The organism is Tsukamurella sp. NPDC003166, assembly GCF_040611135.1.
Lineage (GTDB): Bacteria > Actinomycetota > Actinomycetes > Mycobacteriales > Mycobacteriaceae > Tsukamurella.
Genome location: NZ_JBEXNL010000014.1, coordinates 1 through 13977 on the forward strand (window position 1 = coordinate 1; position 13977 = coordinate 13977).

Below are 13977 nucleotides of genomic sequence, written 5' to 3' on the forward strand. Positions count from 1 at the left end.
GTCTCGGTGAAGGAGAGCTTGCAGTACTCCAGCCCGGTGCACGCGATGAGGTTGCGGCGCCACCGCGAGGGCCGGGGCCGGGGCCGGGGCCGGGGCCGGGGCCGGGGCCGGGGCCGGGGCCGGGGCCGGGGCCGGGGCCGGGGCCGGGGCGATGGTAGTCGATGCGAGAAGTCATGCGCCCCGCGCATACCCCGCATTCATGCAGGTCAAAACACATTTCCTGGCGACAGGGTATGCGTGGATGGCATAACCGGGTACAGCCGGTGGGACAGCACTCCGTGGGTTGTAAGGCGCAGTGCGTGTGGGCGATCCCTCGCGTGGTCCCAGTTCCGCCGATCATCCCCGCGACCCCACCGAGTGCCGCCGCCCCGACGCCGGCGGGCAGTCGTCCCCCGCGCGGCGCCGACAGGCGGGGCGGGCGCTCGCTCCCTCGTCAGACGCCGCGCTTCTCATGAGGGCTCGGCCGTCCCCCGCGCCGCGCCGCCGTCCCCCACGCCACGCCGCCGTCCCCCGCGCCGCGCCGCCGTCGCCCACGCGGCGCCGTCGTCCCCCGGGTGGCGACTCAGGCGGCGGTGAGGGCTTCGAGGGCGTGGCCGTCGGGCGAGGGGAAGTAGACACCGCGGCCGCCGAAGCGGTGGTTGATCTCGCCGACGCCGGACCCATCGGGGTGGGCGTGGAACGCGAGGCCGCGCTCGCGGATGCGGGCGAAGATCTCGTCGAACTCCTGCTCCGAGACGAGGAACGCGTAGTGCTGCGGGTGGATCGGCCCGGGCACGGTCATGACATCGAGGACGACGTCGTTGGCCAGACGGACCTGCTGGAAGTGCCCGCCGCCGACGTCCACCGGCGCCTCGAGACCGAGCAGCTGGGTGAGGAACCGCGCGGTCTCGAGGTTGTCGGACGCGGCGACGATGGTGTGGTTCAGTGCGATGCTCATACCGGCGACGCTAGGACCTCAACCGCCGTTCATGTCAATGACTAACGGCCGCCGGCGTCCCCAGCGGCGCCCGCGTCCACGAACCGGAGCACCGCATCCCAGAAGACCTCGGTGGAGGCACCGTCGAACTCGTCGGGCAGGGACGGATCGGTGAACAGGTGACCCGCCCCGGGGTACTGGACGAACTCGCCGATCGCGCCCGCCTCGCCGACGGAGCGCAGCACGGATTCGACGGAGCCCGGGGTCAGGAACGGGTCGTCGAGCGCGTAATGCAGCTGTGCGGGCACGCCTTGCGGCCAGTGCTCCTGGCCGATCATCTCGAGCGGCAGCGCGCCGGAGCACAGCACGGCGCGACTCACCGGCCGGTTGCACGCGACGTAGGTGGGCATGCCGCCGCCGTTGGAGAAGCCCATGACCACCAGCTCGTCCGGCAGCCCCTCGACCGCTGCCAGCGCCGACGCCATGAGCGCCGGGTAACCGATGCCCTCCGCGAACGCGGCGGCTTCGTCGTACGAGTCGAAGACGCGGCCGTCGTACTGGTCGACCACGTGCACGGTGTGCCCCGCCGCGCGGAGCCGGTCCGCGGCCACCCGCACACCCTCCCGCACGCCGAGAACCGAGTGGAACACCGCGACGGTGCTCATGCGCCCCAACCTACTGCGCTGCGGCCGTTCCAGTTGGCGAGGCGCTCGGTGGGGCCCGCACCGTCGCGCGGTTCGACGACGGGGCCGAACGGGAACTCCGGCACCGCACGCAGTTCCGCCGGAATCGCGACCCGCGCCACCTCGAGGGCGGCCGCGGCGACGGCACCGTCGGGGATCTCGGCGGGCTGCCCGGTGGCCACGGCGATGTCCCACCCGTGCACCAACGCCTCGTTGACGTAGGTCGCCAGCGCCTCGGCGCCGGAGGCCGGACCCCACGGCGCGGTCACCGTCCCGTCGAGCGACGCGTCCGCCCACGCGGCGAGCGACCGCGCCCGGGCATCGGCGTAGGTCGCGGCGTCGTGCTCCGTCACCGTGTTCGGCAGGCCGGCGACGGTGCCCGTCTCCGCGAGCGCGGTCAGCTGCAGGCAATGGGCGGTCAGGTGCCCCGCCAGCGCACGGACATCGAGCTCGCCACCGGACGGCGTGGGCCTGTCCAGCTGGTCGGCGGTGACGCCCTCCAGCAGGGACAGGACCCACGCCGTGGCCGTGGCGTAGTCGGGGCGGGGATCGGAAACGGACTCTGTCATGACGTCGATTCAACAGGTCCCAGCGGTCAGTTCCCGACCTCAATGAGCTCCGGCGTCACGCCACCCAGCCGACGGCGCTGCGGCCGTTCCAGTTGGCCAGACGCTCGGTGGGGCCGGCACCGTCGCGCGGTTCGACGACGGGCCCGAAGGGCACGCCCTCCATCCCGCGGATCTCGGCCGGAAGTGCCGCGTGGACAGCCGCGAGCGCACCCTCGACGACGGCCGGATCACCGCCGAACTCGGCGGGCTGCCCCGTGGCGACGGCGAGGTCCCAGCCGTGGACGAGCGTCTCGCTGATGTACATGCCCAGCGCCGCGAAGCCGGGGACCACGCCCCACGGGACGGTGACCTCGCGGTCGAGCGGGGCGACGTCCCAGGCCGCGAGGGCGCGTTCCCGAGTGGCGCCGTAGGCCTCAGCGCTGTAGTCGTCGGCGAGGAAGGGCTGCCCCTCGACGGTGGCGACCTCGGCGAGCGCGACGGACCGCAGGCCGACGGCGCCGATGTGCTGGGCGAGGGCGCGGACGTCGAACTCGTCGCACGGCGTGGGGAGACTGAGCTGCTCCTCCCGGATGCCCTCCAGGAGGGATTGCATCCAGGCGGAGACGGCGGCGTAGGCGGGGCGGGGGTCAATGGCTGCGTTGGTCATGGCACCGATTCAACCGCCCGAACATGACACCTTCTGTCATGTTTCTCTGACACTCTGAAGGACATGCGCGCCGACCGTCTCCTCTCCGTCCTCATGCTGCTGCGCCACCGCGGCACCATGACGGCCGCACAGCTCGCCGCGGAGCTCGAGGTGTCCACCCGCACCGTGCTGCGCGACGTCGAGGCGCTCTCCACCGCCGGCGTGCCCGTCTACACCGATCGCGGCCGCGGCGGCGGCATCCGCCTGCTCCCCGGTTATCGCACCGACCTCACCGGACTCACGCTCGATGAGGCCAAGGCGCTGCTGTCCGGAGCGCCGTCCCCCGCGTTCGCGAACGCGATGCGCAAGGTCGCCGCCGCGCTGCCGGAGGCGCACCGTCGGGAAGCTGCGGCCGCCGCCCAGCGGATCCACGTGCGCCCCGACGGGTTCGCCCGCGCGCCCGAGCCCGACCCGTTCCTCGGCGAGCTGCAGCGCGCCGTGATCGACGGGCTGCGCGTGCGGGCCGACTACCGCCCGCGCGGGGGCCGGGCGGCGGAACGCGTGCTGGACCCCGTCGGGCTGGTGCACGCCGGGCAGGCCTGGTACCTCATGGCCCTGCGCGACGGCGAGCGGCGCACCTATCGCACCTCGCGGTTCTCCTCCGTCACAGTCCTTTCCGAGCCCGCACAGCGGCCCGACCAGGTGGACCTGGCCGCCGAGTTCGAGGCCTCCCGCGCCTCCTTCCGGTCCGGGCACACCGGAACGACGGTGACCGTGCGCGCCGACGAGTACGGCTGGGCGAAGCTCGCGACGTTCGGCACCGTCGTCACGCCGCCCGGGCCCGACGGTGCCGGGGTCCTGGAGTTCGGCGACACCGGCCGGGCGATCTGGACACTGTGGGGCGCACTGCCCTTCGTCACCGTTCTCGGCCCACCCGAGATCCGGGCCGCCCTCGCCGCGCGGCTGGCGGAGGTGACCGAGGCGCTCAGCGCAGGGTGACGGTGACGGCCGTGCCCTTCGGACCCGACGAGGCGACGGCGCGGCCCGTGCGGTCACCGTCGGCGAAGTGGAGCGTGAGGTCGGCGCCCTCGCCGGAGAAGTTGCGCCACCACTGCTTCTGGTCCGGCATCGCGACGCCGATGACGACCTCGTCGCCGCGGCGCCGATACGCGACCGGCAGCGAGAACGACTTGCCGGACTTGCGGCCGGTGTAGCTGATGGTGACCATCGACTTGCCCAGCGCCGGCCCGACGACGGGGAGGGAGAGCAGGGGCGTAAAGGCGGTGTTGAACAGCTTGGTTCCGCGCTGGAAGAGGTTCATGCCACCACGGTAGCCGCGTCGGCATACTGGGGTGGTGAAGCTGATCCTCAACATCATCTGGCTGGTGCTGTGCGGGTTCTGGATGGCGCTGGGCTACGCGGTGGCCGGTGTCATCTGCTGCGTGCTCATCGTGACGATCCCGTTCGGGCTGGCGTCGTTCCGGATCGCGAACTACGCGCTGTGGCCCTTCGGGCGGACCGTCGTCGACCGGCCCGGCGCCGGCGCGGCGTCGCTGGTGGGCAACATCATCTGGCTGCTGGTGGCGGGCATCTGGCTGGCGATCGGGCACATCGTGACCGGGATCGCGCTGTGCCTGACCATCATCGGGATCCCGCTGGGGATCGCGAACTTCAAGATGATCCGGCTGTCACTACTGCCGCTCGGTTCGGAGATCGTGCCGACGGCGTAACCGGTCAGCGTCAGGCCGCCGCCACGACGATCATGAGCAGCAGCATCAGCACCAGCAGCGCGATCGGTACGGCCATGACCGCGACGAGGATCCCCACGCCGTTGTACTTCTGCTCCCCCTCGCCGAGCGACCCGGCGCTGAAGGTCCACACCGGCGCCTTGTACTGCAACTCGGTGGGGCGGCCGGGTACGACGTCGACGACGAGGTCCGCAGGGCCCGTCCGCGACGGGAAGACGTACGGCACGTGCACGTGCACGTGGTGCCGGCCGGGCCCGACCGGGATCGGGTTCGGGCCCCAGACGCCGCGGGACTCGTGGCCGTCGACGGCGATCACGGGCTTGCAGAACGCGAACATCCACGACAGCGGGAAGTACTTGGTGGTGATCACGAGGCCCGGCACCCCCTGCTGCGCGTAGGCGGCCGGGGGCTGCTGAGGCCCGCCGTAGGGCGGTCGGCTCACGGGCGGGTAGCCCGACGGTGCCGCCTGCTGGGGGTTGCCCGGGTGCTGGGGCCGGCCCGGCTGGTGCAGATGGTCCGGCAGGGACGGGAATCCCTGCCGCTGAGGCGGGAAGCCCTGCTGCTGAGGCGGGAGCGGCTGCTGGCCGCCCTGCTGCGGCGCGGGGCCACCGGGGCCACCGGGGCCACCGTACGGACCGTGGGGCGGGACACCAGCGTTCATGCGGGAAGGATATGCGCCCGGCGGCCGCGTCGTGCACGCGCCCTACCGTCCGAGGATCGCGCGGCGCAGGTCGGGACGGCGCAGGATCATCGCGACCCAGATGAGCACTCCCACGTACGCGCCGGACAGCACGAAGCCGGCGATCGGCTGCTCCGCGCGCAGGTTGATCGCCACGGCCCCGCCGAGGTAGCCGGTGAGGTAGATCGCGCCGATCACCGCGGTGCGCGGGATCGTCCACAGCACGACGCCGGCGAGCAGCACCAGCCCGATGACCAGGATGTGCTTCTCCTGGAAGCCGAGCTTCAGCGTGCCGTCGATGACGGCCTGCGGCTTCGTCAGCTTGCCGACGACGTCGAAGACGAGGAACGCCCAGACCAGCACGGTGATCACCATGCCCGCGATCCAGGACTTCGAGCGGCCCTGTGCGGCGGATTCTGCGGTTGCGGGTGCGACATCGGCGGTCATAAGAGGCTCCTCTGTTCAGTGTTCACGGCGTGAACATCAGCAATGTTCACACCGTACACACAACCGATCGGTTGCGTCAATGGGTCGACCCCGCGGCGTTCGGGAAATCGGTGTCCGGTGTGGGAGAGCCGGCTCCTCATGGGGATCGGCGTGCGGTGTGGGAGAGCCGGCTCCTCATGGGGGAATCGGCGCCGCGAGGGGGACGACGCCTCCCCCACCGCACGAACGGCGTCTCATGGGGGACGGAACGCCGGGGCCGCGGATCGGCGCGGCGCGGGGGACGAACACGCCGCGTGGGGGACTACGCCTCCCCCATGGGAAGCCGGTCGTCTCGTGGGGGACCGACTCTCCCCCACGCCCCGTCGACGCCGCGCGGGGGACGACGCCGGCGACACCGGTTTCCCAGCGGTTTCGGTGGACGATTCGCAGGTCACCGCCACCGAGACTACAAACAATCGCGCCGAACCCCGCACGCCGGCGGCACCTGCTGCCGATATCCGCGAGCGCTGCCGACTACCGGCAGCGCCGGCAGTCATGGGCAGCGCCGGCAGTCATCGGCAACGCCGGGCGCCGACTGTCTAGGAGGGATGGGGTGGGAGGACGCTGCGAACGATTCTGCAGCCCCCGAAGCGCTAGCGAAGTGGAGCGAAGCCTAGTGAGCAACGGCCTCCCACCCCAGCCCGGCCCTGAGCAGCGACGCCCCCGCCCGGCCCGGCCGACAGTCACCGTCGGACCAACGAAAACGGCCCCCGACCTGCTTACGCAGGTCGGGGGCCGGATTCGGCTAGCTGTGGCTACCGGTAGCCGTCGGAGAAGCCGTAGTCGTCGAGCGGCACCGCGGCGCCGGACGGGGCGCCGAACGCACCCTCCGGGCCGTAGTACTGGTCGTCGAAGGTCGGCACCGAGTACGCGGCCGCGCGGGCCTCCTCGGTCGGCTGCACCTGGATGTTCCGGTACTTGTTGATACCCGTACCGGCCGGGATGAGCTTACCGATGATGACATTCTCCTTGAGGCCCACCAGCTTGTCGGAGCGGGTGTTGATCGCGGCGTCGGTGAGCACGCGGGTGGTCTCCTGGAAGGAGGCCGCCGACAGCCACGAATCGGTCGCGAGCGAGGCCTTCGTGATGCCCATGAGCACCGGGCGGCCGGCCGCGGGCTCGCCGCCCTCGGCCACGACACGACGGTTCGCGGCCTCGAACTCGGCGCGCTCGGTGAGCGAGCCGGGCAGGAACTCCGTCGAACCCGAGTCGATGATCGTCACGCGACGCAGCATCTGCCGGACGATCGTCTCGATGTGCTTGTCGTGGATCGACACACCCTGCGACCGGTACACCTCCTGGACCTCGTTGACCAGGTGCACCTGCACCTGACGCGGACCCATGACGCGCAGCACCTCGTGCGGGTCGGCAGCGCCCTCGAGGAGCTGCTGGCCCACCTGCACGTGGTCACCGTCGGCCAGCAGGCGCTCGCTGCCGTCCTCGTGCTTGAACACGCGGAGACGCTGGCGCTTGCTGATCTTGTCGTACACGACCTCCTCGCCGCCGTCGTCCGGCGTGATGGTGATCGTGTAGAACCGGTCGTCGTCCTCCAGGCGGATACGGCCGGAGACCTCGGCGATCGGGGCCTTGCCCTTGGGGACACGGGCCTCGAACAGCTCGGTGACTCGCGGCAGACCGCCGGTGATGTCGTCACCGACGCCACCCTGGTGGAAGGTACGCATGGTCAGCTGCGTGCCGGGCTCACCGATCGACTGCGCGGCGACGATACCGACGGCCTCGCCGATGTCGACGAGCTGGCCCGTCGCCATCGAGCGGCCGTAGCAGGTGGCGCAGACGCCGGTGCCGGTGGTGCAGGTGAGCACGGAGCGCACCTTCACCTCCGCGACGCCGGCGGCGAGCAGCGCCTCGATCTGCGGGTCGCCCAGGTCGTGGCCGCGCTCGACGATGACGTTGCCGCCCTTGTCCTTCGCGTCCTCGGCCAGGGTGCGGGCGTACGCCGAGGTCTCGACGTGCGCGTCGCGGATGAGCGAACCATCGGCCTGCACCTCGGCCAGCGGCACGACGATGCCGCGGCTGGTGCCACAGTCGGTCTCGCGGACGATGACGTCCTGCGAGACGTCCACCAGACGACGGGTCAGGTAACCCGAGTCGGCGGTACGGAGCGCGGTATCGGCCAGACCCTTACGAGCACCGTGGGTGTTGATGAAGTACTCCAACACCGTCAGGCCCTCACGGAAGGACGACTTGATCGGGCGCGGGATGAACTCACCCTTCGGGTTCGTCACCAGGCCCTTCATGCCGGCCAGGTTCCGCACCTGGGTCATGTTGCCGGTGGCACCCGACTTCGGGATCATCGTGATCGGGTTGTCTTCGGGGTAGAAGTCGTCGATCGCCTTACCGACCTCGTCCGTCGCCTGCTTCCAGATCTCGACCAGCGCGTCGCGACGCTCACCCGAGGTGAGGGCACCGCGCGCGTACTTGCGCTCGATGCCGTCGGCCCGCTCCTCGTAGCGATCGAGGATGTCCTTCTTGCTCGGCGGAACGAGCACGTCGGACATCGAGACCGTGACGCCCGAACGCGTGGCCCAGTAGAAGCCGGCGTCCTTGAGCTTGTCGACGGTCTGCGCGACCACGATCATCGGGTACCGCTCGGCCAGGTCGTTGATGATCACGGCCTGACGCTTCTTCGGCATCTGCTCGTCGATGAACGGGTAGTCCGCCGGGAGCAGCTCGTTGAACAGCACGCGGCCCAGGGTGGTCTCGGCCGTCCAGGCCTGACCGCGGGTCCACGCACCGTCGAACAGCTCCGCCTCGACCTCGGCCGACGGGCGCTGCTGCGTGAGCCGCACCTTGATCGGCGCCTGGATCGACAGGTCGCCCAGGTCGACGGCCATGATGGCCTCAGCCGGCGACGAGTACACGCCGGTCTCCGGCTGGTCCTTGGCGGCGGGCGTGTACGCGCCCTTCGCGTCGTCCTTCTTCGTGGTCAGGTGGTACAGGCCGGTCACCATGTCCAGACGGGGCATGGCCAGCGGGCGGCCCGACGCCGGCGACAGAATGTTGTTCGACGACAGCATCAGGATGCGGGCCTCGGCCTGCGCCTCCGCGGACAGCGGGAGGTGCACGGCCATCTGGTCACCGTCGAAGTCGGCGTTGAAGGCCTCACAGACGAGCGGGTGCAGCTGGATCGCCTTGCCCTCCACGAGCTGCGGCTCGAACGCCTGGATGCCCAGACGGTGCAGCGTGGGAGCACGGTTGAGCAGCACGGGGTGCTCGGCGATGACCTCTTCGAGGACGTCCCACACCTGCGGCCGCTGCCGCTCGACCATGCGCTTGGCCGACTTGATGTTCTGCGCGTGGTTGAGATCCACCAGGCGCTTCATCACGAAGGGCTTGAACAGCTCGAGCGCCATCAGCTTCGGCAGACCGCACTGGTGCAGCTTGAGCTGCGGGCCCACGACGATCACCGAACGGCCCGAGTAGTCCACGCGCTTGCCGAGCAGGTTCTGGCGGAACCGGCCCTGCTTGCCCTTGAGCAGATCGGACAGCGACTTGAGCGGGCGGTTGCCCGGCCCGGTGACCGGGCGGCCGCGGCGGCCGTTGTCGAACAGCGCGTCGACGGACTCCTGCAGCATCCGCTTCTCGTTGTTGACGATGATCTCGGGCGCGCCGAGGTCGATCAGTCGCTTGAGGCGGTTGTTGCGGTTGATCACGCGACGGTACAGGTCGTTCAGGTCGGACGTGGCGAAGCGGCCACCGTCGAGCTGGACCATCGGGCGCAGCTCCGGCGGGATCACCGGCACCGCGTCGAGGACCATGCCCAGCGGCGAGTTGCCCGACTGCTGGAACGCCGCGACGACCTTGAGCCGCTTGAGGGCGCGGAGCTTCTTCTGCCCCTTGCCCGAGCGGATGGTCTCGCGCAGGATCTCGGCCTCGGCGTCGATGTCGAAGTTCTCGATGAGCTTCTTGATCGCCTCGGCACCCATGGCGCCCTTGAAGTACTCGCCGTACCGATCCTGCAGCTCACGGTAGAGCTTCTCGTCGACGATCATGTCCTTCGGAGCGAGCTTGACGAAGGTCGTCCAGATCTCGTCCAGCTCGTCGATGGCGCGGCCGGCGCGGTCGCGGATCTGCCGCATCTCGCGCTCGCCGCCGTCCTTGACCTTGCGGCGCTGGTCGGCCTTGGCACCCTCGGCCTCGAGCACGGCGAGGTCGTCCTCGAGCTTCTTGGCCCGGTTCTCCAGGTCCACGTCGCGCTGGTCCGCGAGGACCTTCTTCTCCGAGGTGATCTCGGCCTCGAGCGTCGACTGCTCGTTGTGGCGCTGCTCCTCGTCGACCTCCGTGATCACGTAGGCGGCGAAGTAGATGATCTTCTCGAGATCCTTGGGCGCCAGGTCCAGCAGGTAGCCCAGGCGCGACGGGACGCCCTTGAAGTACCAGATGTGGGTGACGGGCGCCGCCAGCTCGATGTGGCCCATCCGCTCACGACGCACCTTGGCGCGAGTGACCTCGACGCCGCAGCGCTCGCAGATGATGCCCTTGAAGCGGACACGCTTGTACTTACCGCAGTAGCACTCCCAGTCGCGAGTAGGTCCGAAGATCTTCTCGCAGAACAGGCCGTCCTTCTCGGGCTTGAGCGTGCGGTAGTTGATGGTCTCGGGCTTCTTGACCTCGCCGTAGCTCCAGTTACGGATGTCATCGGCGGTCGCCAGACCGATCTTCAGTTCGTCGAAGAAGTTGACGTCGAGCACTTCTCTCCTAATTCGTTCGGTTGGCGTGGACTAGTTCGCGAGATCTTCGGCGGAGGCGTTCTCGTTGCGCGAGAGGTTGATGCCGAGGTTGGCAGCAGCGCGCTCGAGATCCTCGTCGTCACCGTCGGCCATCTCGATGGCGGCACCGTCGGACGACAGGACCTCCACGTTCAGGCAGAGCGACTGGAGCTCCTTGAGGAGCACCTTGAACGACTCGGGGATACCCGGCTCGGGGATGTTCTCGCCCTTGACGATCGCCTCGTACACCTTCACGCGGCCGACCACGTCGTCCGACTTGATGGTGAGCAGCTCCTGCAGGGTGTAGGCGGCGCCGTACGCCTGCATCGCCCAGCACTCCATCTCACCGAAGCGCTGGCCACCGAACTGCGCCTTACCACCCAGCGGCTGCTGCGTGATCATCGAGTACGGGCCGGTGGAGCGGGCGTGGATCTTCTCGTCCACCAGGTGGTGCAGCTTGAGGATGTACATGTAGCCGATGGCCACCGGGTACGGGAAGGGCTCACCCGAACGGCCGTCGAACAGCGTCGCCTTGCCGTCGGCCTGGACCATCACGTCGCCGTCGCGGTTGGGCAGCGTCGAGCCGAGCAGGCCCGCGAGCTCCTCGTCCCGCGCACCGTCGAAGACGGGGGTCGCGGTGTTGGTGTCCTTGGGCTGGCTGTACATCTCCTCGGGCAGCGCCGACGCCCAGTCCGGGATGTTCCCGTTCTCGTCGCGAACGTCCCAGCCGGTCTTGGCGACCCACCCGAGGTGCGTCTCCAGGATCTGGCCGATGTTCATACGACGGGGCACGCCGTGCGTGTTGAGGATGATGTCGACCGGGGTGCCGTCGGGCAGGAAGGGCATGTCCTCGGCGGGCAGGATCTTGCCGATGACGCCCTTGTTGCCGTGGCGGCCGGCGAGCTTGTCGCCGTCCTGGACCTTGCGCTTCTGGGCCACGTACACGCGGACCAGCTCGTTCACGCCGGGCGCCAGCTCGTCGTCGTCGTCGCGCGAGAACACGCGGACGCCGATGACCTTGCCGGTCTCGCCGTGGGGCACCTTGAGCGACGTGTCGCGGACCTCGCGCGCCTTCTCACCGAAGATCGCGCGGAGCAGCCGCTCCTCCGGGGTCAGCTCGGTCTCGCCCTTCGGCGTGACCTTGCCCACCAGGATGTCGCCGTCGCGGACCTCGGCGCCGATGCGGATGATGCCGCGCTCGTCGAGATCGGCCAGCACCTCGTCGGAGACGTTCGGGATGTCCCGGGTGATCTCCTCGGCGCCCAGCTTCGTGTCGCGGGCATCGATCTCGTGCTCCTCGATGTGGATGGACGTCAGCACGTCCTCCTCCACCAGGCGCTGCGAGAGGATGATCGCGTCCTCGTAGTTGTGGCCCTCCCACGGCATGATCGCCACGAGCAGGTTCTTGCCGAGCGCCATCTCACCGTTGTCGGTGCAGGGACCGTCGGCCAGGACCTGGCCGGCCTCCACCCGCTGCCCGGCGTTGACGATCGGACGCTGGTTGGCGCAGGTGCCCTGGTTGCTGCGCGCGAACTTGCGCAGGCGGTGGGTCTTGCGGCTGCCGTCGTCGGCCATGATCGTGATGAAGTCGGCCGAGACCTCCTCCACGACGCCCGGCTTCTCGGTGATCACCACGTCGCCCGCGTCGACCGCGGCGCGCAGCTCCATACCGGTGCCCACCAGCGGCGACTCGGAACGGACCAGCGGCACGGCCTGGCGCTGCATGTTCGCGCCCATGAGGGCACGGTTGGCGTCGTCGTGCTCGAGGAACGGGATCATGGCCGTCGCGACCGACACCATCTGGCGCGGCGAGATGTCCATGTACTCGACCTGACTGACCGGGACGAACTCCACCTCGGAGCCGCGCTTACGCACGAGCACCTTGTCGTCGGTCAGGCGACCGGCGTCGTCGGTGGCGGCGTTGGCCTGCGCGATGTAGTACCGGTCCTCCTCGTCGGCCGTCATGTAGACGACCTCGTCGGTGGTGGCACCGTCGACGACCTTGCGGTACGGCGTCTCGATGAACCCGAACGGGTTGACCCGCGCGTACACCGACAGCGAACCGATCAGGCCGATGTTCGGGCCCTCAGGGGTCTCGATCGGGCACATGCGGCCGTAGTGCGACGGGTGGACGTCGCGGACCTCGAGGCCCGCGCGCTCACGGCTCAGGCCACCGGGGCCGAGCGCCGACAGACGCCGCTTGTGGGTCAGGCCCGACAGCGGGTTGTTCTGGTCCATGAACTGCGAGAGCTGCGAGGTGCCGAAGAACTCCTTGATCGCCGCCGAGACCGGGCGGATGTTGATCAGGGTCTGCGGCGTGATCGCCTCGACGTCCTGCGTGGTCATGCGCTCGCGGACGACGCGCTCCATGCGGGACAGGCCCACGCGGAGCTGGTTCTGGATCAGCTCACCCACGGTGCGCAGGCGACGGTTGCCGAAGTGGTCGATGTCGTCGACCTCGACGGGCACCTCGACCCCACCGTCCGGCACGGTCATGTACGTCAGCTGCTCCGACGGTGCCTCGTGCAGGCGCACGAGGTACTCGATCGTCGCGACGATGTCCTCCTCGGTGAGCACCAGCGGCTGCGTGCCGTCGGAGTTCGCCGGGAGACCGAGCTTCTTGTTCAGCTTGTACCGGCCGACGCGGGCCAGGTCGTAGCGCTTCTCCTTGAAGAACAGGTTCTCCAGCAGGGTCTGCGCCGACTCCTTCGTGGGCGGCTCGCCCGGGCGCAGCTTGCGGTAGATGTCGAGCAGCGCCTCGTCGGTGCCGGCCGTGTTGTCCTTCTCCAGGGTGGAGCGCATGATCTCCGAGAAGCCGAAGCGCTCGAGGATCTGCTCGGCGGACCAGCCGAGGGCCTTGAGCAGCACGGTCACGGGCTGGCGACGCTTACGGTCGATGCGGACGCCGACGGTGTCGCGCTTGTCCACGTCGAACTCCAGCCACGCACCGCGGGCCGGAATGACCTTGACGCTGTGCAGCGGCTTCTCGGTCGACTTGTCGATGTTCTCGTCGAAGTACACGCCGGGCGAACGGACCAGCTGCGAGACGACCACGCGCTCGGTGCCGTTGATGATGAACGTGCCCTTGTCCGTCATCATCGGGAAATCACCCATGAAGACGGTCTGCGACTTGATCTCGCCGGTGTTGTTGTTGATGAACTCGGCGGTGACGAACAGCGGAGCCGCGTACGTCATGTCCTTGTCCTTGCACTCCTCGATCGAGGCCTTGACCTCGTCGAAGCGCGGATCGGAGAAGGAGAGCGACATGGAGCCCGAGAAGTCCTCGATGGGCGAGAGCTCCGCGAGGATGTCCTCCAGACCACCGGTGGGCTGCGCCTCACCGCGCGCTGCGGCCTTCTCTCGCCATGCGGGGGTGCCGACGAGCCACTCGAACGAGTCGATCTGCAGGTCGAGCAGTCCCGGAACCGGGAGGGGCTCCTTGATCTTTGCGAACGAGACGCGCTTGGGGGCCCCGGGGACCACCGCGCTGTTCTGATCGTTCTGAGTCTGGCTGGAGACGGAGACTGCCAAGATGCGTCCT

General features: G+C 69.4%; 11 protein-coding genes. 2 read left to right on the plus strand and 9 right to left on the minus strand.

The window, feature by feature from the left end:
• Nucleotides 1–562: 562 nt before the first annotated feature.
• From ABZX10_RS15760 to ABZX10_RS15775, 4 genes are read right to left on the minus strand one after another with little or no spacing between them, the layout of a single operon-like run.
• On the minus strand, nt 563–937 hold the full coding sequence (locus ABZX10_RS15760) for a VOC family protein (protein WP_355541538.1): 375 nt from the start codon (nt 935–937) through the stop codon (nt 563–565).
• Between the two features lie 41 nt (nt 938–978).
• Entirely contained in the window at nt 979–1581 is a 603-nt protein-coding gene (locus ABZX10_RS15765) for a dienelactone hydrolase family protein (RefSeq protein WP_355541541.1), read from the minus strand.
• Entirely contained in the window at nt 1578–2168 is a 591-nt protein-coding gene (locus ABZX10_RS15770) for a TIGR03086 family metal-binding protein (protein ID WP_355541544.1), read from the minus strand. Before ABZX10_RS15770 ends, ABZX10_RS15765 begins: the two co-directional genes overlap by 4 nt.
• Nucleotides 2169–2223: 55 nt before the next feature.
• Nucleotides 2224–2814, minus strand: a complete 591-nt coding sequence (locus ABZX10_RS15775; RefSeq protein WP_355541547.1) for a TIGR03086 family metal-binding protein — start codon at nt 2812–2814, stop codon at nt 2224–2226.
• A 63-nt stretch (nt 2815–2877) separates the two neighbouring features.
• Between ABZX10_RS15775 and ABZX10_RS15780 the strand changes: the two genes are divergently transcribed.
• Complete coding sequence (locus tag ABZX10_RS15780) at nt 2878–3792, plus strand: WYL domain-containing protein (protein ID WP_355541550.1); 915 nt, start codon at nt 2878–2880, stop codon at nt 3790–3792.
• Here ABZX10_RS15780 and ABZX10_RS15785 read toward each other — a convergent pair.
• Nucleotides 3779–4114 carry a hypothetical protein gene (locus ABZX10_RS15785; protein ID WP_355541553.1) on the minus strand — a complete coding sequence of 112 codons (336 nt, stop codon included), beginning with the start codon at nt 4112–4114 and terminating at the stop codon, nt 3779–3781. The genes ABZX10_RS15780 and ABZX10_RS15785 overlap by 14 nt on opposite strands.
• 34 nt (nt 4115–4148) lie before the next feature.
• Here ABZX10_RS15785 and ABZX10_RS15790 point away from each other — a divergent pair, with 34 nt between their 5' ends.
• Nucleotides 4149–4523: a YccF domain-containing protein gene (locus ABZX10_RS15790; RefSeq protein WP_355541556.1), complete on the plus strand. Its 375-nt coding sequence runs from the start codon at nt 4149–4151 to the stop codon at nt 4521–4523.
• Nucleotides 4524–4533: 10 nt separating this feature from the next.
• Here ABZX10_RS15790 and ABZX10_RS15795 read toward each other — a convergent pair whose 3' ends face one another.
• The 4 genes from ABZX10_RS15795 to rpoB form a co-directional block, all read right to left on the minus strand.
• Complete coding sequence (locus ABZX10_RS15795) at nt 4534–5202, minus strand: hypothetical protein (protein ID WP_355541559.1); 669 nt, start codon at nt 5200–5202, stop codon at nt 4534–4536.
• A 42-nt stretch (nt 5203–5244) separates the two neighbouring features.
• Nucleotides 5245–5667: a DoxX family protein gene (locus tag ABZX10_RS15800; protein ID WP_355541562.1), complete on the minus strand. Its 423-nt coding sequence runs from the start codon at nt 5665–5667 to the stop codon at nt 5245–5247.
• A 794-nt stretch (nt 5668–6461) separates the two neighbouring features.
• Nucleotides 6462–10418: a DNA-directed RNA polymerase subunit beta' gene (locus ABZX10_RS15805; protein WP_355541565.1), complete on the minus strand. Its 3957-nt coding sequence runs from the start codon at nt 10416–10418 to the stop codon at nt 6462–6464.
• A 30-nt stretch (nt 10419–10448) separates the two neighbouring features.
• Nucleotides 10449–13967, minus strand: a complete 3519-nt coding sequence (gene rpoB, locus ABZX10_RS15810) for a DNA-directed RNA polymerase subunit beta (RefSeq protein ID WP_355541568.1) — start codon at nt 13965–13967, stop codon at nt 10449–10451.
• Between the last annotated feature and the right edge of the window lie 10 nt (nt 13968–13977).

What these genes read in the sequence shown, in the direction of transcription:
- ABZX10_RS15760 (WP_355541538.1), bottom strand. Translation starts at nt 937, where the DNA reads ATGAGCATCGCACTGAACCACACCATCGTCGCCGCGTCCGACAACCTC.
- ABZX10_RS15765 (WP_355541541.1), bottom strand. Translation starts at nt 1,581, where the DNA reads ATGAGCACCGTCGCGGTGTTCCACTCGGTTCTCGGCGTGCGGGAGGGT.
- ABZX10_RS15770 (WP_355541544.1), bottom strand. Translation starts at nt 2,168, where the DNA reads ATGACAGAGTCCGTTTCCGATCCCCGCCCCGACTACGCCACGGCCACG.
- ABZX10_RS15775 (WP_355541547.1), bottom strand. Translation starts at nt 2,814, where the DNA reads ATGACCAACGCAGCCATTGACCCCCGCCCCGCCTACGCCGCCGTCTCC.
- ABZX10_RS15780 (WP_355541550.1), top strand. Translation starts at nt 2,878, where the DNA reads ATGCGCGCCGACCGTCTCCTCTCCGTCCTCATGCTGCTGCGCCACCGC.
- ABZX10_RS15785 (WP_355541553.1), bottom strand. Translation starts at nt 4,114, where the DNA reads ATGAACCTCTTCCAGCGCGGAACCAAGCTGTTCAACACCGCCTTTACG.
- ABZX10_RS15795 (WP_355541559.1), bottom strand. Translation starts at nt 5,202, where the DNA reads ATGAACGCTGGTGTCCCGCCCCACGGTCCGTACGGTGGCCCCGGTGGC.
- ABZX10_RS15800 (WP_355541562.1), bottom strand. Translation starts at nt 5,667, where the DNA reads ATGACCGCCGATGTCGCACCCGCAACCGCAGAATCCGCCGCACAGGGC.